The organism is Herminiimonas sp. GW821-FHT09C12 (genome assembly GCF_059416385.1).
This window is the reverse complement of sequence record NZ_JBWKPC010000001.1, coordinates 1615522-1638293: the sequence shown is the minus strand read 5'-3', so window position 1 is coordinate 1638293 and position 22772 is coordinate 1615522. Positions and strand designations below refer to the sequence as shown.

Genomic DNA, 22772 nt, shown 5'->3' with positions numbered 1-22772 from the left:
TTCAGTTCAGAGATGTTTCCTTAGCGATAAAACCGGCTATCAGCTTGATCAAGGCGTCTTCCTGATACGGCTTACCTAGATACTCGTTCACACCCAGTTCCATCGCGTAATTGCGATGCTTGCTGGCCGTGCGTGAAGTAATCATGATGATAGGGATATCACGCGTACGCTCATCATCACGGATGTTACGTGTCAAATCGAAACCATCCATGCGCGGCATTTCGATATCGACCAGCATCACATCCGGCTTGATTGATTGCAAATGCTGCAAAGCATCAACACCATCCTTCGCCAGCACGACTTGATAACCTTCACGTGTCAGCAAGCGCTGCGTCACACGACGTACGGTCAAGGAGTCATCCACCACCATCACGATATGCTGGGTACGCAAACCTTGCACCGGTTCTGCCTTGAGTGCAGTTGGTTCAAAAGTCGCCATTTCAGCCACCGCACCCATGCCGTCCGGTGCATCGGATGGTGTCAGACGCGGCGCACGAATATTATCCAGTGCGACACGTTGTGCCAGCGGCACTGGATTCAGGATCAAGACGATCTCACCTGAACCGAGCACCGTCGCACCCGCGATGCCTATCATGCGCGACAACTGTGGTCCGATATTCTTCACCACGACCTCGCGATTGCCGAGAATTTCATCGACATGCAAAGCCACACGATCATTACCGCTCTTCAGAATCAGTAAAGGCGAGTATTGCTGCGTCACCGGTGCGATATCGACATCACCCAACAATGTCGGCAAATAATGCATAGGCACGCGTTGTGATTGCCACATCACCGCGCCTTCATTATAGGCGGCGGCCAAAGGTCCGGTTTTCAGTTGCTGAACTTGTTCGACCAATACCGAAGGAATCGCATAGATCTTGCCACCGGAGGAAAGGATCACGACTTGCGTCACAGCCAATGTCAGAGGCAAGTGAATCGTGAAATTCGCACCTTTGCCTGACTCTGACGCGATGGCAACACGACCGCCCAAGGATGCAGCTTCGGAACGCACCACATCCATACCTATGCCGCGACCAGCCAGTTCTGTAATTTCTTCCGCGGTCGAGAAGCCTGGATGGAAAATCAGATCGGTCACTTCCGCATCCGACAATTCCATATCGTTCGTCAGCAAGCCGCTAGTCAGCGCCTTGTTGCGAATATTGCTCAGATTTAAACCCTGACCATCATCAGAGAAATGAATAACCACTTCATTACCCTCTTGCCGGATTTCAATACGCAATTCGCCAGTTTCATTCTTGCCGGCGGCACGACGCTGCTCACGCGACTCGATACCGTGCACGATGGCATTGCGCAAGAGATGCTCGAACGGCCCTGCCATTTTTTCCAAGACGCTACGATCGATCTCGACTGCGCTACCGCGAATATCCAGATTGACGCGCTTGTCCATTTCCTTCGCGGCCTGACGCGTCACGCGGAACAGACGTTCGGAGATGCTGGCAAATTGCACCATGCGCACACGCATCAAATCCTGCTGCAAATCACGAGTCAGACGTGCCTGCATCGTCAAATCAGTACTGGCACTATCGATGGTGCGACTCAGATTTTGCTGCACAGAGCCAACGTCATTGACGCTCTCGGCCATCATGCGGGTCAACTCTTGCAAACGCGTAAAGCGATCGAATTCAAGTGGATCGAATTCTCTATCCGCAGAAATCCCCATGCGCGATGTGATTTGCGATTCCGCCTGCATTTCAATTTCACGCAATTGCTCGCGCAGACGCACCACGTTTTCCGACAACTCGCCCATCGATAGTCGCAAGCTGCCAACTTCTGTTTCCAGCTTGGAGCGAGAGATTGATACCTCACCCGCCTGATTGACCAAGCGATCCAGAATGTCTGCACGTACACGTACCAATGGCGCAGATACCGTAGATGCGAGCGCACCTGCATTTGGCGTCAATGGCGCAAGACGATTATTTGCAACCGGCATCGCGCTATGAATAAACGGTGGCTCTTCTTTAGTTGCGTGCTGGTCTTCAGCAATATTTGCTGTAGCTGGCGCAGCCTTCACATCCTGATTTTGCAATTGCTCGAACAGGTACAAGCCGTGGTCATAACGTGCAAGCAAGTCTTCCAGTGCTGCAGCAGATGGATGACCAGCGTGCGTAATATTTTCGATACGCGTTTCCATCTCGTGCATGTGCTGACCCAGCGACATTGCACCAGCCATACGTGCACTGCCCTTGATCGTATGCAGCAAGCGCGCCAATGACTGTGGCAACATCGTGTTGCCAAGATCGTGTTGCCATGCGCGCAATGCCTGCCCCATCTGCGGCAGCATATCGCGACCTTCTTCGATAAAGACCGGCAATAAATCAGCATCGATCTCATCTCGGATGAGCAGCGATGGATCGGCGAGTTCTTCGTCTAATTGCGGATAAATCGGTTCGGCAAAAGGAGCTGGCTCAAAGTTGGCCGGCTCGATTGCAGCCGCTGAGAGAATATCTTCCAACGTGGACGATAGAACATTCGCATGCGCCAGTCCTGCGTCATGCGGCGCATCGGCAGGAATGTGCGAACTTTGTTCTATAGGCTGTGTGTCGTTTGCATCGTTCGGCAAATCAACAACTGCCGAACGCATAGTGGAACGCGCCTCAAAGTCTTCCGGCATGCGCGCCAAGATCTCGACCTGCTCCGGCTCGAAATCAGGCATTTCTCCCAGTGCAAACATTTGCAACATGAAACGTATACGCTCTACCGCATACTCCAGCGCGTCGTATTCCGAGATCAGCAATTTGACCGGCTTGCGTGCCAGATATTGCAGTACGGCTTCCAGCGCATACGCAATTTCCTGCAAAGGTTTGAAACCTACAGTCGCAGAACTACCGGCAAGTGAATGCGCAGCGTGCACCGCTTGTATGCTGACATGGCGATCTGGCTCATGACGCCATTCAGCTATGTCTTGCGACAGAAAGCGCACCAGCTCATCGGTTTCCGCCAGATAAATATTATGCAGAGGCAAACTGATTTCCAGATCACCTATGTATTTGATGTTGTCATCATTTCTGGGCGCGGAAGGTTTGTTCGGGAAATCGATCACGTCTGCAATCGGCAAATGCGGCACTTCCGGCAGAGGGTCTAATTCCAAATGATCAAACTCGCCAACCGGACGTAACGTTTTTACCTCATCAGCAACTTCTGCTGTCGCATCGAATTTATGGAATTGCGCGAGTTCCTCATCGCTCAACTCCAACTCTTCTGCTTCCGTCGCTGCCAGCGTTTCTTCACTGCCGAATTCGATAGCGTGTTCCGACTCTTGCTCTTCCGCTACAGCGGATACCAGAGTTTCTGCTGCCATGACTGCAGAGGCTGCATGCACCGTATCTTCCGATGCGTCATACGAGAAACCCTCGCCATTCTTGACGCGCTCAGATGCACTAATCAATGCATGGCCGATGCGGTCCGAACGACCTTGTATTTGCAAATCATTGACCCATGCATCCAGCACTTGCGTTGCATGTTCCAACAGAGCGTACAAATCTGAATCACCGCCGCGTGTTTCGGACAGGCGCAGATTCAAAACCTGTTCCACGCTCCAGGCGGCTTCGCCAAAAGCGATCAGCCCGACCATGCGGCCGCTACCCTTCAATGTATGGAAGGAACGACGCAAGGTCGTCAAATATTCCTGGTTGTGTGGCGCATTGCGCGATTCTGGAATCGTCTGTTTAACGCAATCCAGAACTTCTACTGCTTCAGATAAAAATATTTCCAGCAACTCGGCATCGATCGCTTCGTCGGTGACAGGTGTCGGCAATGGCGCAATATCTGCGATATGCGATGTGGCCTTGATCGGCGCTGCGGCAGCCAGAGCGACATCGCCCATCGCATCATGCGACGCAACGAAATCAGGACTCTCCAGCATATCGATAACGGCGCGTGCTCTGTCATTGGCTTCCGGATTATCAACCAGTGTTGCATCCAGACGTATCTGCTCCAGCGATTCCTTGAGCTGTTCCTGCAACAGTGAATTATCAGGCTCTGCAGCAAGCGAAATCGCCAACTCTTCCGATTGCTTCTGGTGATAGGCAAGCTCTGCTTCTACCGTAGGCAAATCCGGCGCATCAAATGTATGATCCACAGCAATGGTATTCGTCGGATCTGAAACAGGGACAACGACGACATCCAGTTCGCCATTTTGCGTTTCATTTTTCTCTGTCAGATTGGCGTGAAAAACACCCAATTTCTCGTCAAAGGAAAAACGATTTTTGACGCCATCCGGATGCAGTTGCAAGGTCTCAATAAAGAAACTCAAAGCACCTACGTTTTGTGCAACCTGCTCGAACTCTTGCACATACGGCTCTTCTTCAGCATCGATAAACCGGCGTACTGCAGCTTGCGTATGTTGTACTGCGCGTACCGCATCTTCCTGCTCAAGGACGGAAAGCGCACCGCTGATTTGATACAAGATGGCATCGATATCCACTAAGCCGGCACGCTGCGTCGTATCTCTGAAATACTCATCCAGCATTTTCTCGACTTGGCGCAGACTCGATTGCATCTCGCCTGCCAGCGCAGCCATGGTTTGGCGCTCTTGCGCTTCACGCGACATCTCATCCAGCCATTGCGCTGAATGTGGCAATGCTTCGCCAGAAACAGCCGAGAGCAAACGCGCAGTTACCGCATCCGCACGCTCGGAAAAATCATCCGACAGATGACCAATCTGTTGCAATGCATTTTCAACGAATAAAAGGCTGGTTGCGATTTCCAGACTCAGGCTGTCACCCGGTTGCGTGTGCGCTGCATGGCGCGCAATTCCGCTCAACTCGCGCAACAACTTTGCCAATGCTGGTGCATTCAGGCGATTGCCCGCTTCTGCCAAGCCCGTCATTTCCTTCTCGAAGGCTGACGATACACTGGCGTCACCACCGGCAATACGATTCCATAAATTCTTGGCTTGCGACAAACGCTCTTTTGCCTGAGCTAATGCTTGCGCATCGATCTGGCCATAACGCTTTTTCTCGTAATCGTTAGGCACGACGCCATCGAGTTGATAGGCGGTGCGTATCTGTTGCACCGCTGTCGAAGGATGCTCAACGCGTGCGATGAAAAACAAGGCGTCGCGCAACAGTCTTTCCGTAATACTGGAAGAACCTTCGCTCAAGCGACGTATCTGCAAATTAATACGTGCGAACAATTGTTTGACGTACAGCTCGTTCGGCACCTGACCAGCAGATACCGCATCGGCAAAACCGCGCATCACCCACCAAAAAGCACGTCCTTGCTGGGTATTCTGCGCCTGCTCTACGCGCAAAATAATATCGCGCATGGCCTGCGCACTGCTCAAGCCTGAACCATCACTGGAATTTTTCAGGAACAGCAAAAGCGCACGTTCAAAACGCTTGCGCAGGGAAACGTAATCCTCATGCGACAGCTTGGTCGAAGCAGACGGCAACTGTGGACGGATAGCCAGATTCGGGAAAAACAAATCGGCAGGATGTATACGTTCTGCGCCACGCACTTGCAACAGCGCACGATAGTAAGGAAAGAGGCGCACCGGCTGATGCGGTGCACCGGCCAACAATTCTTCAAGATACTCAAGCAAGGCTTGATAAGCATGCGTAATCGCACGCACGCTGTCATCATCCAGAACCAACTGACCGGATTCAAAACGATCGAATAAATCTTCGACGGTTTCCGTCATGATGACGACACCATCGATATCAACCATCTGCAAGGCGCCATGCGCCTGATGCAGATAAGCCTTGGCATGACGCATGGTGGTCGACTGGCTTTCGGCATCCTGCACCAAGGCTTCGCCCAGCGCAATTTTCGAGCGTGTCAGCGCACCGCTGATTTCGCCAATCACCCAGGACAAAGGGCCGGTATCGAAGTGTTCCTTGTTACCTTGCGGCACAGAGGAGGAAGGGGTATTCATGACTGCCTCGCGGGTGCGGAGGTGATCAACTACTTATGAATTGATCACCGCAATTGCTGTTGGGCCTGAGCCACTGCAAGCCTGCAAATAAACTCGTATCAATCTTTGCATCAAACTCGTCGAAGCTAGCTTCGTCTTAAGCCGTGACGCGGAAGCGCGATACCGAGTTCTTCAGTTCTTCAGCCAGTTTCGACAATTCGCGAATCGAATGCGCAGTCTGCTGCGTACCCTCTTGCGTTTGTTCTGTCACTGTCAAAATGCCTTGAATATTTTGTGCCACGCCGTTCGCTGATGTTGCCTGCTGTTCGGTCGCGGATGAAATGCCTTGAATCAGTTCCGCCAAACGGTTGGAAACGCGTCGGATATCAGACAGCGCCGCACCGGCAGCATCGGAAAGTTTTGCACCCTCGACCACACCCTGCGTCGATTTTTCCATAGCGGCAACCGCATCGTGGGTATCGGTTTGAATCGTGCGTACCAGCGCACCAATCTGCTTGGTCGCTTCACCGGAACGTTCCGCCAGTCGCTGCACCTCTTCCGCAACTACCGAGAAGCCGCGACCTGCTTCGCCGGCTGACGCCGCTTGAATCGCCGCGTTCAACGCCAAGACGTTGGTCTGTTCGGTAATGTCGGAAATCAGTTCAGTGATCTCACCAATCTCTTGTGAGGATTCACCGAGGCGCTTGATTCGTTTCGAAGTTTCCTGGATTTGTTCCCGAATCTCGTTCATGCCCTTGATCGCATTTTCCACCGCACGAGAACCTTCTTCCGCCGCCGTCACCGACTGACGCGCAACTTCTGCTGATTCATTCGCTGATTTGGATACGTCGGTAATCTGCACCGCCATCTCCAATACCGCTTGACCGGTTTCTTGAATATCGCGTGATTGTTTGTGCGACGCTTCCAGCAGTTCGGTTGAAATATTTTGTGCTTGCGTCGATGCCGAAGTAACTTGCTCTGCGGTATTCGTGACGCGTCCTACCAGTCCACGCAACTCTTCCACCGTATAGTTCACCGAATCGGCAATCGCGCCAGTGATGTCTTCCGACACCGTTGCCTGCACGGTCAAGTCGCCATCCGCCACTTCCTGCAATTCGTTCATCAGACGCAAAATCGCGGCCTGATTTTGATCGTTGGCTTGTTTCGCTTCTTCTTCCTGCTTCTGCGCTTCCAGTCGTTGACCTTCCGCTTCCAGACGACGTGCATCCGCTTCCTTGGTGCGATTACGGCTGTCCTGCAACAGAACCAAAGCAATACCGGCAGCAGACAACAGCGCAGCCAGTACGCTCAGCAACATCAACCAGAATGGCAACGTCAACGAATCTTGCTCGCTACGATAACTTTGTTGCAGCTCAGTCAAACGTTGCTTCAACGCTTCGTTTTCTTTAAAGATCAATTCTTCGGCTTGTTTCGCTGCAATAAAGTTTTGCAGGTTGCCGAGAATCAGCGCGATCGATTTTTGATACTCGCCAAATGTTGCTTGCAGCTCGAGCAATTTGTCGCGTGTATCCGGTTCCGTAGTTTTGCTCAGACGCAGCACATCGCTACCGTTCAAGAAACCATCGACAATCTCGCGGAAGGTATTGGTATCTTTACCCAGCAAGAAAGCTGTTTCCGGGTTCACACCTTCCGAACTCAAAAATTCATTCGCGCTACGCGCCAGACGTTGCGTCAACATCACGAGCTGACCGGCAGCAGCCGTTTCACGCGGTGATGCGCCGCCTTGCGCTTTCAAGGTTGAGATTTGTTCAGTCAATTCCAGCAAGTTTGGCGAGATGCTGTTCATGGTTTGCAGTGTTGCACCGAAACCTGTCAGTTCTTTTTCCAACTTCAAAATCGTGGCGGCAGCCTTGTCGGAACCAGCCCACAATTTTTGCGTTTCCTGCAGCATTGCACTCATCTGCGCATCTGGCGGATTAATATTGCGCCCTTGATACACACCGCCTTTGGACAGAATCGACAAGTCGTTATTGAATTCTTTACGGCTGTCTGCCAGTTGCTTGAACGCTTCCTTATTACCCTGAATCGCATTCGGTGTTGCCTTACCTACCCGTTGCGAGTGCATCAGCGCGTCACCGGCAATCTGTGTTTGTGTCGACGTCAGCGAAGAGTAATCTGCATTCAGCCAAACGAAGATCGCACCCAAGGCCAGTGAAGTGCCCAGCGCGATCAAGAGAATACGAACCTGTTGTTGCAGTGGCAGCTTGCCGATCAGAGGCAAGCTGATATCGCCACTTTTCTGCAATACGTCGCCGATATAGGTCGCGTTTGGATTGACATTGGCGCGCGTTACCGGCGCAACTGGAATATCCGTCCCGTATGCCGCAGCTTGCAGATTCTCATCAGTTGGCACAGCGCCAGACGCAGCACTATTGGCATCGTCGTCCTGTGTAGCCGTCTCTTTTTTATTTTGTGAAAAGAGCGGTAATTTAAACGCCATACTGATTCTCCTGATTCTGTTTATGAAGTGCCCGGGCTCTCATTCCCAAGCTACTCATAGGCCGACGTGCAAAAATTGAGGATTTTGAATTACTGAAGACAAATCAAGTTCAGTCCAGACTTGCGACTCTTGATCCGTATAGCGCTTGCTCGCCCATGGCGTAGTTTGATCGTCACTCTCGGCCTGCGGCTGCATCTCGGCAACGTTACGCAAACCCAGAACACGTGACACCAGCAAGGCACTATTAAATGAAAGCGCAGGCCCGAATGCGACGATGCGACTGTCTTTATCTATCGTTGTAGGTGCGTGGCCTTGAAAACGCGCAAAGTCGATCACACTGATCAAATTACCGCGAATATTTGTCAGGCCGAGAAACCATGGCTGCGTGAGCGGCACTGGCGTAATCGCACCAACCGAGACGATCTCGCCCGCGGTTTGCAGATTCAGCAACCAGCGGCTCTCGCCTATCATCACACCGAGCTGATTGACGCGCGTATCCTCGCCGCTGCGCGCAGTCTGCATGCGCTCCACCAACTGCGCCTGGAACTCACGCAAGCGCGTGCGACGCGCAGCAATATCTCGTTTCGGAGATGCAGTATCCGTTTGAAATTCCGGCGTAGGCTGGCTCATGAAGAACGACTTATCCGAGCGCAGCGATTTTTGCTAGCAGTTCTGCTGGGTCCACCGGCTTGACGATGTAATCGCGTGCGCCCTGGCGTAATCCCCAGATGCGATCGGTTTCCTGACCTTTGCTGGTGCAGATAATGATAGGCACGTCTTGTGTGTCCGGATCGCGCGTGATGGAGCGTGTTACCTGAAAGCCGTTCTGGCCCGGCATCACGATATCCATCAAAATCAATTGTGGCTTGTCTGCCTTGATTTTCAACAGTGCTTCTTCACCGTTCTCTGCGGTAGAGACGGAAAAACCTTTTTTAATCAGGATATCGGTGAGGAAATAACGTTCGGTCGGGGAATCGTCTACGACGAGGATTTTCTGAATAGCCATCTGAATGAAACCTTTAGATCAAATTTACTTTGCGACTGCCTCGAGCGCGTGTTCGCGCACGGTTTTTAGCAGACTGTCTTTAGTGAATGGTTTGGTGAGATATGCGTCGGAGCCGACCATCGCGCCACGCGCACGGTCGAACAAACCATCCTTGGATGACAGCATAATGACTGGTGTTGTATGGAATTTGGCACTCTTCTTGATGAGTGCACAGGTTTGATAACCGTCGAGACGCGGCATCAGGATGTCGCAGAAAATGAGCGCCGGTTTGTGGTCGTTCATTTTGGCAAGTGCGTCAAATCCGTCGTCAGCCAGCACGACTTTGTAACCTGCCTGACCGAGGAATATCTCTGCTGATCGACGAATCGTGCTGCTATCGTCGATCACCATGATTTTCATATCCGTATCCAGCGCTATTGTCATGATTCGTCTCGTTGAACTGTGTCAACAATATACGGCGCATCCGTAACAAAAAGCAAGATTCTTTAGTTCTAGTCCTACTGCGCAAATGAGCGCTCGTGGTTTTTAAACCAAAATTGCTAAAGCTATAACACTGGATAAAGATTTTAGATCGCTACCATCTCGAAATCTTCCTTGCGTGCGCCGCACTCAGGACAGGTCCAGTTCATAGGTACATCAACCCAGCGCGTGCCAGGTGCGATGCCTTCTTCCGGCAAACCAGCCTCTTCGTCGTAAATCCAGCCGCAGATCAAACACATCCAAGTTTGGAATACTTCATTCGATGTTTCGTTATTGCTCACGCTGACAGCCCTTCAAGTTAAAATGCAGAATCAGCTATCTTAATATACCCGCCGTGCAAAACCAAACTTCTCCGCTTATATTGACCTTTGGACCAACAGATCCGGTAGGCGCCGTCGGCGTTCAGGCCGATCTGGCCTCTTTTGCCGCGATGGGCTGTCATGGTCTATCTGTCATCACTGCCCTGTTCATCAGCGACACCGCCCGCATAGAAGACATGCAAGTGATCGACTCCGATTGGGTGTCCGACCAGGCGCGCGTTGTGCTGGAAGACATGCCAGTCGCTGCCTTCAAGGTTGGTGCCGTCGGCAGTATAGAAAACGTCTCGGTGATAGCCGAAATCGTTTCCGACTACCCAGACATTCCCTTGATCTTCGATCCCTTCCTGACGTCCTTGCCAGACCAAGGGCCGGACGGCGAAGACATGTTGATGGCCACGCGTGAATTACTGATTCCGCAAACCACCGTCTTGATCATCTCCACGGCCGAACTCTCACGCATGGCAGAAACCTGGCGCGAGCCGTCGGAAGAAGACATGATGGCTGTCGATGCCATGCGCTTGATCGAAATGGGCTGCGAATATGTATTCGTTACCGGCACCCCATCAAATCTGACCGATGTCGCCAACACCCTGTTCGACGAAGGTGGCGTCATCCGTCACGATAACTGGCAACGTATTTCCGGCTCGTACAGTGGCGCAGGCGGCACCTTGGCAGCAACTATTGCCGCATTGTTGGCCAACGGCCTCGATGTACCGGAAGCCGTCTTCGAAGCGCAGGAATTCACGATTGCATCCATCGCCAATGCGCAACGTCTGGGCATGGGCAAGCTGGTACTTGATCGTTATTTCTGGGCGCGTGAATTCGATGAAGACATCGACATTCCACCACCTATTCAATAAATTTTTCTCTCTTATTTCACGGTTTTCGCATGTCATCAAATAACGATCTTCTTTTTGCTCGCGCACAAAAAAGTACGCCAGGCGGCGTCAATTCACCGGTACGCGCCTTCCGCTCGGTTGGCGGTACGCCACGCTTCATCACGCGCGCTGAAGGCCCTTATTTCTGGGATGCCGACGATAGACGCTATATCGACTACATCGGCTCGTGGGGTCCGGCCATTGTTGGTCACGCCCATCCATCTGTAGTCAAGGCTGTACAAGACGCAGCGACACGCGGCTTGAGTTTCGGCGCACCAACCGAAGCTGAAATCGACATGGCTGAATTGATCTGCAAACTGGTGCCGTCTATCGAGCAAGTGCGCCTGGTTTCCAGCGGCACCGAGGCCGCGATGAGTGCATTGCGGCTGGCACGCGGCGCAACAGGTCGCGACAAGATCATCAAGTTTGAAGGCTGCTATCACGGTCACGCCGATTCCCTGCTAGTGAAAGCCGGTAGTGGCTTGCTGACCTTTGGCAATCCGACTTCGGCAGGCGTGCCGGAAGATTTCGCCAAGCACACGCTGGTGCTCGATTACAACAATCCGCAGCAACTGGAAAACGTCTTCAAGGAAATGGGCGACTCCATTGCCTGCGTGATCGTCGAACCAGTTGCCGGCAATATGAATCTGCTGCCAGCGACGCCTGAATTCCTGCAAACCATGCGCCGCGTCTGTACGCAATACGGCGCTGTCATGATTCTGGATGAAGTAATGTCCGGCTTCCGCGTAGCTTTAGGTGGTGCGCAATCCTTGTACAACATCACACCAGATTTGACCGTGCTCGGCAAAGTCATCGGCGGCGGCTTGCCGGTGGCTGCTTTCGGTGGACGCGCAGATTTGATGCGTCATCTGGCACCACTCGGTGGCGTTTATCAGGCTGGCACTTTGTCAGGCAATCCGGTGACAGTAGCGGCCGGCATGGCGACCTTGAAGTTGATACAGGAACCTGGTTTCTACGAAGCACTGACAGCACAAACTGCCAAACTGGTACACGGCTTTGCCGCAGCAGCGCATGACGCAGACATCGCGTTCTGTGCCAACTCGGTCGGCGGCATGTTCGGTTTGTACTTTGCGCCGGAATTGCCAACATCGTATGAAACGATGATGAAGTGCGACAAGACGCGCTTCAACGCGTTCTTCCATGCGATGCTGGATGCCGGCGTTTATCTGGCACCGTCTGCGTTTGAAGCGGGATTTGTCTCGGCACAACATGACGATGCTGTTATAGAAACAAGCATCAAGGCAGCCCATGCTGCCTTTGCGCAATTAGCGGACGATTGCGACGATTGATGTAAGGCTTGATGTGAAGCACATTTTCCACGCGCTGCATTGCGCGTGGAAATGTTTTACTTCAACCAACCACGGCGCCGGAAGTACCAGAACGGCGTGACCGCAGAAGCGATCATCATCACGATGGCCAGTGGATAGCCGAAGGACCAATCCAGCTCCGGCAATACCTTGAAGTTCATACCGTAGATGCTGGCGATCAAGGTTGGTGGCAGGAATGCGACCGATGCAACAGAGAAAATCTTGATGATTTTATTCTGGTTAATGTTAATGAAACCGACCGTTGCATCCATCAAGAAGTTGATCTTGTCGAACAGGAATGCAGTGTGGCCATCCAGCGATTCGATATCGCGCATAATCTGCCGCGCTTCTTCAAACTGTTCCGAATTCAATAAACGACCACGCATCAAAAAGCTGACTGCACGGCGCGTATCCATCATGTTACGACGTATGCGTCCGTTCAAATCCTCTTCATGCGCAATCGCATTCAGCGCGCCGGCTGCATCCTGATCGCTCAACTCTTCCTGCAAAACGCTACGGCTGACTATTTCCAGACTTTGATACACGCCTTCCAGCGCATCAGCTGAATATTCGGCATCCGTTGCATAAAGATCAAGCAGCACATCCTTGTAATCAGCAATCGAGCCTGGACGCGAACGTGCACGCATGCGCACCAGACGGAAAATAGGCAAATCTTCCGGATGCACGGAAAACAATATATCTCTGGCAAGGATGAATGCCACCGTGACTACACGTGACGGACCATCATCTTCTTCCAGCAGGAAGTCGGTACGCAGATGCAGATCGCCGTTTTCACCTTCGTAATAACGGGCCGATGCTTCGATGTCCTTGACGTCTTCTTCGTCTGGCAAAACCACGCCATAGATGCTCTTGACCCAGGCGCGTTCGTCATCGTTCGGATCAGTCAGATCGACCCATACCGGCGCGACCTTTTCGAGATCCTCGCGGCTGTCGATATTGACCTGATTCAAGCGGCCATTTTGCAATACAAATACATTGATCATAAGCTCTCCCTGTCGCGTCAGAAACACCAACCTGGTTGATGAAACACACAACATGCCCTGCAGAGCCAACTCTACAGGTTCAATAAATTTTGAGGGAACGCGGCCATGCAACAAACTACACAGGCCAGGACGCGACCACCCACCGAATCCGGCGAGAGGCGCTTTGAAACGTGATCGCTAAAGCACTATCTCGCAGATTGACCGTCGCAAAACGGCTGACAACTATAAGAAGGACTACCCAAGTCGGGTCTCCAGAAACGAAAACAGCGCAAGTGTACTGATAAGTCTGATCGCTAGCAAGCCGGAAACGACGGGATAAACGACTTTTTTGCTGCACCTGCGTTAACCATGCTTGGGCAACTTTTTACGCCCGCAATATGACTGTGCAATGAAATGAATCAGGGCAAGGCGGCGGAATTCATGCGGCGCAAAATCAAGTCTGTACGGCGCGCCAGATACCCAGTGCCACGATGCGCGTCATAGTAACGCGGGTTAGGCAACATGACTGCCAAGCGTGCTGCTTGTGCGGCACCCAGTTGCGCTGCCGATACGCCGAAATAATGCTGCGCCGCTGCTTCTGCGCCAAAAATACCGACGCCCCACTCCACCACGTTCAAGTAGATTTCAAAGATACGCTCTTTATCCATCCAGTATTCGAGCATATAAGTAATGATCACTTCCTGGCCCTTGCGGATGTAACTGCGATCGCCGGACAGGAATAGATTCTTTGCCAATTGCTGCGTAATGGTGGAGCCACCGGCAACAACCTTGCCTTTCTTGATATTTTTTTCGTAGGCTTTTTGCAAGGCATCCCAATCCACGCCCTCATGCTCGGAGAAGTTGGAATCTTCCGATGCAATGATTGCGCGTTTCAGGTTGTTCGAAATGCGGTTGTAGGGTATCCATTTTTGCTTGAGCTGCGCCTTCGGATTCTTTTCCTGCAGAATGGAAAGCTGATGCCGCATGAAGCTGGTCGAGCTCGGGTTGTGATTCACCCACCAACCGATTTGAAGGAAGAAATAAAGCTGCACAAGCAACACCAGCAGGATCGGCACAACGATCAGCCAAAACAACAGCTTGCGCAGTATTTTCATTTTTATATCGTCAAGTTGAAGCGAATTAAAAGCGCGGGTTAAAGCCGCACATTAAAGCTGATCACGCAATTCTGCAAAGACGGCAGCGGTCTCCGGCCGCACACCACGCCAGAGATAAAACGATTCTGCCGCCTGCTCTACCAACATACCCAAACCATCGCGTGCGATCGCACCATGCTGCGTCGCAAACTGCATGAAGGCTGTCGGCGCTGCTCCGTACATCATGTCATACGCCAAAGTATGTTTGGCAAACACGCGCGGTGAAATCGGTGGCACCTCGGATGCAAGGCTAGCCGCAGTCGCATTGATCACGATATCGAAAGCATCGTCCAATACCGCGAAATCACTCACTTCAAGACGTGGATGCGGGGCAAAGCGATTCACCAAATCCACAGCCTTGGAATGTGTGCGATTCGCTACGACCAGCTTGGCTGGTTTTTCATTCAGCAGAGGCAGAATCACGCCGCGCGCAGCACCGCCTGCACCAAGCAAGAGCACCGATTTATTCGCCACAGCAACACCGGCATTACGCACGATATCCGTCACTAAACCGACGCCATCAGTGTTATCACCCAACATGGTATTGCCATCAAACTTCAATGTATTGACCGCACCGGCAGCGCGTGCGCGCTCGGTTAGCGTCGTCGCCAAGGCATATGCTTCCAGCTTGAATGGCACTGTGACATTCAAACCCTTGCCGCCGTTACGGATAAATTTTTGTACCGTCGCAACAAAACCGTCCAAGGGTGCCAACAAGCGTTCGTAATCCAGGTCTTGCTGGGTCTGCGCCGCGAAGCGCGCGTGAATGTCCGGGGATTTGCTGTGTGCGATCGGATTGCCGATCACTGCGTAATGGTCAGTCTTGTTGCTCACTCATTGGCCTCGCGTTTCGGTTTGTAATGCATCGTCGCGCGTAAAGTTGAAGCGCGTAATAATTTCCCACACATCGTCCTTGCCAGCCGAACGCATATTGTCGGGGAATTTGCCGAAAGGCGCGGAGCGACGCACGATATTCAACGCAGCTTGATCCAGCGCGGGATTGCCCGAAGTACGTTCAACGCGCGGTCCGCCGTCCTTCATGTATATCGTGCCATCTTGAAAAATCGGAATATAAACCACCAATTCGCCATACAGCTTTTTGCCATCTTTCTGCGGGAAGTTCAGCGTGCCGTTTTTTTCTATTCGATCCTGCAAGGCCTTGTAATAAGCGGCATAACCGACCTCGCGCGTACTTGGCGTGACTTGTGTTTTCTTCGGACGTTTGTTGTATTCCTCTATGCTGCGGGAAATTTCCGCTTCCCTCCGTAACAAGGCTTTCGCGCTATCGAGCATATCCGTCGCATTGCGTTGCACCGGTACGTCTTTTACCGGTTCCACATCACTTACTTGCTGTGTACGGAATTGCGTTTTCTTTTCCAGTTGCGCCAGCAGTTTTTTCTGATGCCGCTCCAACTCTTCAACCTTGCGTCGCGCGGCTTTCGCGCTTTCACCATCTTCACTTAGCCGCATATCAGGCAATGGCGATTTGGCACGCCCGGCATCGGCATTGCCGCCGCCGTCCAGATTGGCCTGCGCCAGAGCATCGGCTTTCAGCGGTTGCTTGTCGTGTTTGGCATTAACCAATATGACTTCAAGCCCAGGATCAGTAGGCTTGAATTTGAACGCCTCCGGCGGTGTGAAGTGCACGGCCAGCAACGCGAGATGCGCCAGCACGGAAGTCGTGACGGCAACAGTCAAAATGCGATTCTGGAAAAAAGACTTCACGCGAGAGATCGTCAACAATAATGATTAAAGAAATGGATTTTACGGCAAAGGACGAGCGATTTTAAAGAATCGCCCAGCCTCTTATTCCGGCACTACAGTTGACACTGGTTCAGGCGCCAGCTCTTCCGTCGGCGCTGGCTCGCTTGCTACCGGCTCAAGCTCACCTTCCGGCAAGTCCTCTGCCATTTCCTCATCCAGTTCCGCAGGAACGGTACCGCTTGCATCCTGCGTAATATCAAGCAAGCGTGCTTCTATCGTCAGGTCAACTTCATCCCAACGCAACAAGTCCAGTTTGACTTGCGAACCGCGCGCAACCGCTGGCATACCGGGCAGCTTGATGACGAGAGGAATATCAAGCAGGCGCAGAATTTCTTCCTTCAAGACTGTCGCTTCAACCTTCATGGTCTCTGCATCGCCTTTTTCCTGACTGAGCCAACGCAGACACCAGTAGCGCTCCATATCAGACTGGAATGCAGCGTAAGCACTGTAAGCAGCATCGAATGCAGACACGATCGCGAACAAATCAGCATCGCGTTGTTTGAACGGTGCGACCAGCGGTGCCGTCACACCATGTTCTATGCAAGCCAGAATTTGCCATTGATTGACCAGATCGGTATAGCGGCGCAAAGGCGAAGTGCTCCACGCATATTGATCGACGCCCAAGCCTTGATGTGGTGCCGCATGCGTTTGCATACGCACTTGCATCTTCGCGGCCCAACCGTTACCGGAACCGCCGCCCTGCGCGCGATAAATGCCAGGCACACCATGCTCGTGCAATAACTTGCCCCAACTGCTATTGGTCAGAATCGCTAGTTCAGCGACGATTTTGTCCAGCGGTGCGCCACGCTTGCGGCGCTGAATCGATACCACATCGTTCTCAACATAGAAGTTGAAATCGACACGGTTATTTTGCTCAGGGCGCAGACCAAAACTTTCGCGCTTGGCCATACGACCTTGTTCGAGTACTTGTGCCCATTTCCACAACAGGGAGATATCTTCCTTGTATGGATAGTCGCCCACATCCGCGGCCAGATTGTCTTCCGTTACATAAGCATCGAGATCGTTATGACGCAGATTGGCTGCAATCGGCACGCGCTCAGCACGCGTCTCGGTCGTAATGACAGACCAGTCGGATGGATCGAGCGTCACGTACAACGACAAAGCTGGGCAGACGCGTCCCTCCGCCAGCGTGTAGGCTTCAACCAGCTCATCCGGCAACATGGTGATCTTGTCGCCTGGCATATACACGGTAGACAGACGCTGACGTGCAATTACGTCCAACGCATCATCACGCTTGATACCCAAACCCGGCGCTGCAATGTGGATGCCGACACAGACCTTGTCATCCGGCAATCGCGTCACCGACATCGCATCATCTATTTCTGTCGTGGTGACATCGTCGATGGAAAACGCCTGTACATCAGCAAGCGGCAGTTCCGGCATGGTCGGCAACGTAATTTCAGGGAAGCCTATGCCTTTAGGGAAAGACTCAAACAGGAACTTGGAGAAGTGCAAGTCCTTCGCCGATTGAATGCCACCGACAGCCAGCATCAAACGCTGCGGCGCAATCTGCAATTCGCTGCATGCAGCATCCAGTGCTTTGTATTCGATGGAATTCTTGTCCGGCTTGAACAGCAATTGCAGCACTATCGGGCGCATAGCGTCCGGCAATTTATTCGCTTTCAACTCTTCCACGTACTGCGCTTGTACCAGAGCTTGTTGGCGTTTCTTTTCCACGCCGGCCAACGCTGCTTTCAACGATGCTTCCGGCGCGGCCTTGTAACGGCCTTTACCTTTTTTATAGAAGTAAATCGGCGCGCTATGCAAACGCAGGATCAAACCGGCCGCCTCATGCGGCTTGGGATCGTGGCCGAAATATTCCGTACCTAATTCAGCAAAGCCAAACTCTTCCTGCCCAGCCACTTCCCACAGAAAATCGAGATCGATTTCTGCTGCAATCGCTTGCGCTTCCGTCATGAGCTCCGCTGGCGATGGCGATGCAAACTGCAACAACACGTCTTTAGACCGGACTTTAGTACGCTTACCGGAAGGCATCTCAACCTGATATGCATCGCCTTGCTGTGACATCGCAACGCCAGCTTTGAAATCGCCGGATTCGTCAAAAAATAGATTCATTCAATACTTTGCTTATTTAATTAGTTCTTGGAACAGCTTCATCTACTGATAGCTATCTTGCTACCTGAGTCGATTGCTTCGTTTTATTTATCAAGCGCATTCTGATGCGCAAGCTTGCTTAGTCTTTTCCCGTAATGCGCGGACTTTGTCGAATGGTTGTTATGCTCGGCAGGAAAACTTCCGTCACTAATAAAGAACCTTTTCCACGTTTATACAAACAGCGTCGTGCAAACAAAGGCGCAGGTAACGCCACACCAAGCGCCGCGGCTGCACGTAGCGCCAAAGGATGCTGCGCCTGTAATCGTGCGTATTCCAACTTGCCACGCCAAACGCGTGGATCACCAAATAAAGTTGTGCCTAATGAACGCTCACCCAGCGTGCCGAAAAACGGCCAGTCGGATGCGGTGGCAGAAAGCGGCACTATCGTATGTGCATACACCACCGGCTGTTCATCACAGCGCAAAAACACTTCGCGTTCCTGCACCAAGACTCGGCGCGGCAACGCAACTTCTTCAAATTCATCTGCCAGCACAAGTGCACGTTGTTGCACCAGACGCTGTACCCGAAATCGCTCGCAGCGTGCAATTAACTTCATCGTCAGCGACATCGAGTCAGTCAACCATGCTCGCATCTGCGGTGATGCATGCACGCCATTCACATGCGAGAACCAATGCGCTTGCGATACCGAACGACGCTGCACGCTATCTATCACTGTGCAGCTCCAACGTCGATACCGCAAAAAGCCAACACCTCATCGACATATTCTTCAAAATCCGACATGCCATGATCGCTACCATCAATCACACGCAATCGCGCTTGCGAAAATTGCGCCACCATTTCGCGCCAGTCGAGTAATTCGTCGCCGGTTGCAGCGATCAGGAAGTAACGTTGCGGATGTGTAATTTCGTCAACTGCCAGCGCCTTCAATTCATCAATATACTCGCGCTTGAATTCGAATGGCTCATTCGAATGATATTGCGTTTTGACACCAACTTGCGTTGCCAAATCGCGCGCAGCGTGGACGGCTGGATTGAGCAAAACCGCACGGCAACCCAGTTGCTCTGCCAACCATGTGGCGTAATAGCCACCCAGCGAAGAACCAATCAAGGTCAATTCAGACGGATCAACTTTTTTCGCAATCTCAAGCGCCAACGCTATCGCCTCGCGTGGCGAAGCAGGCAATTGCGGACAGAGATACTCATCGCCGCGACCAAGTGCTTGCATGCGTGCAGCCAGCAAACTGGTTTTATACGAGAGAGGTGATGAACGAAAACCATGCAGATACAAAATCATTGCGCCAGCACATCCAGAATTTTTTGATGCACGCCGCCAAAACCACCGTTGCTCATCACCAATATCTGATCGCCCGCTTGTGCATTTTCTGCAATTGCTTGCACCAAGGTATTCAAATCATTAAAGGCGCGCCCTTTATTGCCGAGCGGTGCCAAGGCTTCTGCCAGATCCCAACCGAGCGCATCTTTGCCACTACCGCTGGCACCATAGCCGAATACCAGATCTGCATCCACCAAACTGCCTGGCAATGCATCTTTCATGGTGCCCAGCTTCATCGTATTGGAGCGTGGCTCCAGCACGGCCAATATGCGCGCAGCACCAACTTTTTTACGCAAGCCGGCAACGGTTGTCGCAATCGCAGTCGGATGATGGGCGAAATCGTCATACACCGCGATATCGTTCACCGTTCCGCGCAACTCCATGCGACGCTTCACGTTTTCAAATTGTCCCAATGAAGCAATCGCCTGCGCCGGCACCACACCGACATGGCGTGCCGCGGCAATCGCAGCCAGTGCATTCATGCGATTGTGTTCGCCAGTCAGAGGCCAGTTCACCGTGCCTTGCAGCTCACCTTTGAAGAAGACATCGAAATTGCCGTCGTCATGTGTATTGATCTTCCAGCCATTTCGATCCTCGCTGCCAAACCATTCCGTTTCGCTCCAGCAGCCGCGTTGCATGACGCGCTTTAGCGATTCTTCACGTGCATTGGCAACTACGCGGCCAACGCCAGGGACGGTGCGCACTAGATGGTGGAATTGGGTTTCGATCGCAGTCAGGTCAGGGAAAATATCGGCGTGGTCGTATTCCAGATTGTTCAGAATCGCGGTTTTCGCATGGTAATGAACGAATTTGCTGCGCTTGTCGAAGAAGGCCGTATCGTACTCATCCGCTTCGATCACAAAGAATGAAGATTCCGCGCCCTTTCCAGACAGACGTGCGGAAATGCCGAAGTTCATAGGCACACCACCAATCAGGAAGCCCGGATCGTAGCCGGCATCTTCCAGTATCCACGCCAGCATCGAAGAAGTCGTTGTTTTACCATGTGTCCCCGCCACAGCGAGTACCCACTTACCTTGCAGGATATGCTCACCTATCCATTGTGGACCGGAGGTATAGGGCAAACCACGATTAAGAATTTCTTCCATCAAGGGATTGCCGCGCGAGACGACATTGCCGATTACATATAAATCCGGATTCAGGCTGATCTGCTCAGGGCCATAACCTTCTATCAGCTTGATGCCTTGTGCTTCAAGCTGCGTGCTCATCGGCGGGTAGACGTTGGCGTCACAGCCGGTAACTGTATGCCCGGCAGCTTTTGCCAGCACCGCCAAACCACCCATGAAGGTGCCGCAAACGCCAAGTATGTGAATATGCATTGTACAATTTCGGATTGGAATAACGAGATTTTACCCGACGACGGGCATCTGTCGGCGGGAGTATCATTCGCACCATGCCTACTCACCCCCTGTCCGATACCGAATTACTGCGTGCTGAAATCGCCGCAAGCGCTGCACGTCTGATCGCAGAAGACGGCGTCGACTACGGCACAGCCAAGCGCAAGGCGGCCAAACAGATACTCGGCAACAGCAAAGTCCGTGGCGATGTACTGCCAGATAACGCCCTGATTGAGGACGAAGTTCGCCTGTATAACGAGCTGTTTTTCGGCGACACGCAACCTGCCCGTTTATTGCATTTACGCAACCTGGCCGTACGCATCATGCAGGAGCTGGCAACGTTCCAGCCTTATTTAACTGGCGCAGTCCTGAATGGCACAGCCGGGGAACACTCTGATATCTATCTACAGTTATTTGCAGAAAGTGCAAAAGACGTCGAGATTTACCTATTAAACAAAGGCATAGACTTTGAAGTATCGGAGTCATCTCACTTCAAAGGTCGCAACGAAGCCGTCGAAACCCTCAGTTTTATATGGCAGCAAGAAGGCGTTCACCTTGCTTTATATGAAGTCGACGACCTGCGCGGCGCAGTCAAAAAATCCCCTTCCGGCCGACAAGAACGTGCCGACATCGAGTCGGTGCGCGCACTGATTACGCAAGACCACACTAAAGAAAACGAGCAAAAATGAGACGTAACGTATTTTTATATGGCGCCATTGCACTATTTTTTGCCGCTGTCGGCATCTATTTCGGCACCAAGCATCACACTCCCGCAGAACCAGAATCACCGGCCGTCGCCAATTTTTTTGCCCAGCAACTAGAAGATAGCAACGGCAAAATACAGCCCTTATCTCAATGGCAAGGCAAAACCTTGATCATTAACTTCTGGGCAACCTGGTGCGCACCATGCGTGGAAGAGATGCCGGAACTGACCGAACTGCAAACTGAATTGTTGCCGAAAAACATCCAGATTCTGGGTGTCGGCATTGATTCGGCCAACAATATCCGGGAATTTGCCGCGAAATATAAAATCACTTATCCGCTTTATATCGCCGGAATCAATGGCAGCGAATTATCTCGCCAGTTCGGCAACCAGGCTGGCGGCCTGCCTTTTACCGTGATCATCGGCCCCAAAGGCGACGTCAAAAAGACTTATTTAGGCCGCTTGAAGATGGATCAATTACGCGCCGACATCAACGCTCTTTGATACTAATACGAGATTTTTCCTTGCCAATCGACGCCATTTAGCGGCAAAATGCGGCCATCATCGTCAAACGGAGTTGCATCTCGATGGCAAAAAATATTCTTTTGTTAAATGGTCCGAACCTGAACCTGCTTGGCTCACGCGAGCCGGAGGTCTATGGATCGACCACGCTTGCCGATGTGGAACGCGCAGCAACCGAACAAGCAGCACAGGCCGGAGCCAAGCTGATTGCATTTCAAAGCAATCATGAAGGTGAAATAATTGATCGCATTCAAGCTGCGAAAAAAGAAGGTGTCGACGCAATTGTCATCAATCCAGGCGGATTGACCCACACCAGCGTATCATTGCGTGACGCATTAGCCGGGGTCGCCATCCCGTTTGTGGAAATACACGTTTCCAATATTCATCAGCGCGAAGCATTTCGCCACCATTCCTATTTGTCCGGCATCGCTGTCGGCGTGGTGTGTGGATTAGGCACTGAAGGATATGCAGCAGCCATCTCATTTGCACTCAAAAAGCTCTAATTCCCACCATT

Annotated in this window: 19 protein-coding genes; 5 read left to right on the top strand and 14 right to left on the bottom strand. The window is 52.1% G+C overall.

Annotated elements, in window-relative coordinates:
• Window position 1 precedes the first annotated feature (1 nt).
• The 6 genes from AC07N2_RS07810 to AC07N2_RS07785 form a co-directional block, all read right to left on the bottom strand.
• On the bottom strand, window positions 2-5896 hold the full coding sequence (locus tag AC07N2_RS07810) for a hybrid sensor histidine kinase/response regulator (protein WP_494777725.1): 5895 nt from the start codon (window positions 5894-5896) through the stop codon (window positions 2-4).
• 136 nt (window positions 5897-6032) lie between these two features.
• Window positions 6033-8336: a methyl-accepting chemotaxis protein gene (locus tag AC07N2_RS07805; RefSeq protein WP_494777724.1), complete on the bottom strand. Its 2304-nt coding sequence runs from the start codon at window positions 8334-8336 to the stop codon at window positions 6033-6035.
• Window positions 8337-8390: 54 nt separating this feature from the next.
• Window positions 8391-8966, bottom strand: coding sequence for a chemotaxis protein CheW (locus tag AC07N2_RS07800; RefSeq protein WP_494777723.1), 576 nt, complete (start codon window positions 8964-8966; stop codon window positions 8391-8393).
• A gap of 10 nt (window positions 8967-8976) precedes the next feature.
• Window positions 8977-9342 carry a response regulator transcription factor gene (locus AC07N2_RS07795; RefSeq protein ID WP_076593397.1) on the bottom strand — a complete coding sequence of 122 codons (366 nt, stop codon included), beginning with the start codon at window positions 9340-9342 and terminating at the stop codon, window positions 8977-8979.
• A 24-nt stretch (window positions 9343-9366) separates the two neighbouring features.
• Window positions 9367-9765: a response regulator gene (locus AC07N2_RS07790; RefSeq protein ID WP_494777722.1), complete on the bottom strand. Its 399-nt coding sequence runs from the start codon at window positions 9763-9765 to the stop codon at window positions 9367-9369.
• Window positions 9766-9908: 143 nt separating this feature from the next.
• A complete protein-coding gene (locus AC07N2_RS07785) occupies window positions 9909-10061 on the bottom strand; it encodes a rubredoxin (protein ID WP_494778133.1) in 153 nt (50 codons plus the stop codon).
• A 95-nt stretch (window positions 10062-10156) separates the two neighbouring features.
• Between AC07N2_RS07785 and thiD the strand changes: the two genes are divergently transcribed.
• Window positions 10157-11002: a bifunctional hydroxymethylpyrimidine kinase/phosphomethylpyrimidine kinase gene (gene thiD, locus AC07N2_RS07780; protein ID WP_076593394.1), complete on the top strand. Its 846-nt coding sequence runs from the start codon at window positions 10157-10159 to the stop codon at window positions 11000-11002.
• Between the two features lie 29 nt (window positions 11003-11031).
• The gene (gene hemL / locus AC07N2_RS07775) at window positions 11032-12330 is read left to right on the top strand and encodes a glutamate-1-semialdehyde 2,1-aminomutase (protein ID WP_494777721.1); all 1299 of its coding nucleotides are present in this window, start codon (window positions 11032-11034) and stop codon (window positions 12328-12330) included.
• A gap of 56 nt (window positions 12331-12386) precedes the next feature.
• Here the strand turns inward: hemL and corA are convergent, their stop codons facing one another.
• From corA to mpl, 8 genes are all read right to left on the bottom strand, one after another.
• On the bottom strand, window positions 12387-13352 hold the full coding sequence (corA, locus tag AC07N2_RS07770; RefSeq protein ID WP_076593392.1) for a magnesium/cobalt transporter CorA: 966 nt from the start codon (window positions 13350-13352) through the stop codon (window positions 12387-12389).
• A gap of 398 nt (window positions 13353-13750) precedes the next feature.
• Entirely contained in the window at window positions 13751-14446 is a 696-nt protein-coding gene (gene mtgA, locus AC07N2_RS07765; protein WP_494777720.1) for a monofunctional biosynthetic peptidoglycan transglycosylase, read from the bottom strand.
• A gap of 51 nt (window positions 14447-14497) precedes the next feature.
• Window positions 14498-15319, bottom strand: coding sequence for a shikimate dehydrogenase (aroE, locus tag AC07N2_RS07760; protein ID WP_494777719.1), 822 nt, complete (start codon window positions 15317-15319; stop codon window positions 14498-14500).
• Window positions 15320-16210, bottom strand: coding sequence for a TonB C-terminal domain-containing protein (locus tag AC07N2_RS07755; RefSeq protein ID WP_494778132.1), 891 nt, complete (start codon window positions 16208-16210; stop codon window positions 15320-15322).
• Between the two features lie 81 nt (window positions 16211-16291).
• Window positions 16292-18346 carry a ribonuclease catalytic domain-containing protein gene (locus tag AC07N2_RS07750; protein WP_494777718.1) on the bottom strand — a complete coding sequence of 685 codons (2055 nt, stop codon included), beginning with the start codon at window positions 18344-18346 and terminating at the stop codon, window positions 16292-16294.
• 118 nt (window positions 18347-18464) lie between these two features.
• The gene (locus tag AC07N2_RS07745; protein ID WP_494777717.1) at window positions 18465-19058 is read right to left on the bottom strand and encodes a chorismate--pyruvate lyase family protein; all 594 of its coding nucleotides are present in this window, start codon (window positions 19056-19058) and stop codon (window positions 18465-18467) included.
• Window positions 19055-19639, bottom strand: coding sequence for a YqiA/YcfP family alpha/beta fold hydrolase (locus AC07N2_RS07740; RefSeq protein WP_494777716.1), 585 nt, complete (start codon window positions 19637-19639; stop codon window positions 19055-19057). Before AC07N2_RS07740 ends, AC07N2_RS07745 begins: the two co-directional genes overlap by 4 nt.
• Window positions 19636-21015 (bottom strand): UDP-N-acetylmuramate:L-alanyl-gamma-D-glutamyl-meso-diaminopimelate ligase, encoded by a 1380-nt coding sequence (gene mpl / locus AC07N2_RS07735; protein WP_494777715.1) that lies wholly within the window; start codon window positions 21013-21015, stop codon window positions 19636-19638. Before mpl ends, AC07N2_RS07740 begins: the two co-directional genes overlap by 4 nt.
• Before the next feature lie 74 nt (window positions 21016-21089).
• Between mpl and AC07N2_RS07730 the strand changes: the two genes are divergently transcribed.
• From AC07N2_RS07730 to aroQ, 3 genes are all read left to right on the top strand, one after another.
• A complete protein-coding gene (locus tag AC07N2_RS07730; RefSeq protein ID WP_494777714.1) occupies window positions 21090-21722 on the top strand; it encodes a hypothetical protein in 633 nt (210 codons plus the stop codon).
• A complete protein-coding gene (locus AC07N2_RS07725) occupies window positions 21719-22240 on the top strand; it encodes a TlpA family protein disulfide reductase (RefSeq protein WP_494777713.1) in 522 nt (173 codons plus the stop codon). The genes AC07N2_RS07730 and AC07N2_RS07725 overlap by 4 nt, the downstream gene beginning before the upstream one ends.
• Window positions 22241-22323: 83 nt before the next feature.
• Window positions 22324-22761: a type II 3-dehydroquinate dehydratase gene (gene aroQ / locus AC07N2_RS07720; RefSeq protein ID WP_494777712.1), complete on the top strand. Its 438-nt coding sequence runs from the start codon at window positions 22324-22326 to the stop codon at window positions 22759-22761.
• Window positions 22762-22772 lie beyond the last annotated feature (11 nt).

Bases quoted from the DNA above. Each gene is read 5' to 3' on its own strand.
- AC07N2_RS07810 (WP_494777725.1), bottom strand. From the start codon at position 5,896: ATGAATACCCCTTCCTCCTCTGTGCCGCAAGGTAACAAGGAACACTTC.
- AC07N2_RS07805 (WP_494777724.1), bottom strand. From the start codon at position 8,336: ATGGCGTTTAAATTACCGCTCTTTTCACAAAATAAAAAAGAGACGGCT.
- AC07N2_RS07800 (WP_494777723.1), bottom strand. From the start codon at position 8,966: ATGAGCCAGCCTACGCCGGAATTTCAAACGGATACTGCATCTCCGAAA.
- AC07N2_RS07795 (WP_076593397.1), bottom strand. From the start codon at position 9,342: ATGGCTATTCAGAAAATCCTCGTCGTAGACGATTCCCCGACCGAACGT.
- AC07N2_RS07790 (WP_494777722.1), bottom strand. From the start codon at position 9,765: ATGACAATAGCGCTGGATACGGATATGAAAATCATGGTGATCGACGAT.
- AC07N2_RS07785 (WP_494778133.1), bottom strand. From the start codon at position 10,061: ATGTGTTTGATCTGCGGCTGGATTTACGACGAAGAGGCTGGTTTGCCG.
- hemL (WP_494777721.1), top strand. From the start codon at position 11,032: ATGTCATCAAATAACGATCTTCTTTTTGCTCGCGCACAAAAAAGTACG.
- corA (WP_076593392.1), bottom strand. From the start codon at position 13,352: ATGATCAATGTATTTGTATTGCAAAATGGCCGCTTGAATCAGGTCAAT.
- mtgA (WP_494777720.1), bottom strand. From the start codon at position 14,446: ATGAAAATACTGCGCAAGCTGTTGTTTTGGCTGATCGTTGTGCCGATC.
- AC07N2_RS07750 (WP_494777718.1), bottom strand. From the start codon at position 18,346: ATGAATCTATTTTTTGACGAATCCGGCGATTTCAAAGCTGGCGTTGCG.
- AC07N2_RS07740 (WP_494777716.1), bottom strand. From the start codon at position 19,639: ATGATTTTGTATCTGCATGGTTTTCGTTCATCACCTCTCTCGTATAAA.
- mpl (WP_494777715.1), bottom strand. From the start codon at position 21,015: ATGCATATTCACATACTTGGCGTTTGCGGCACCTTCATGGGTGGTTTG.
- AC07N2_RS07730 (WP_494777714.1), top strand. From the start codon at position 21,090: ATGCCTACTCACCCCCTGTCCGATACCGAATTACTGCGTGCTGAAATC.
- AC07N2_RS07725 (WP_494777713.1), top strand. From the start codon at position 21,719: ATGAGACGTAACGTATTTTTATATGGCGCCATTGCACTATTTTTTGCC.
- aroQ (WP_494777712.1), top strand. From the start codon at position 22,324: ATGGCAAAAAATATTCTTTTGTTAAATGGTCCGAACCTGAACCTGCTT.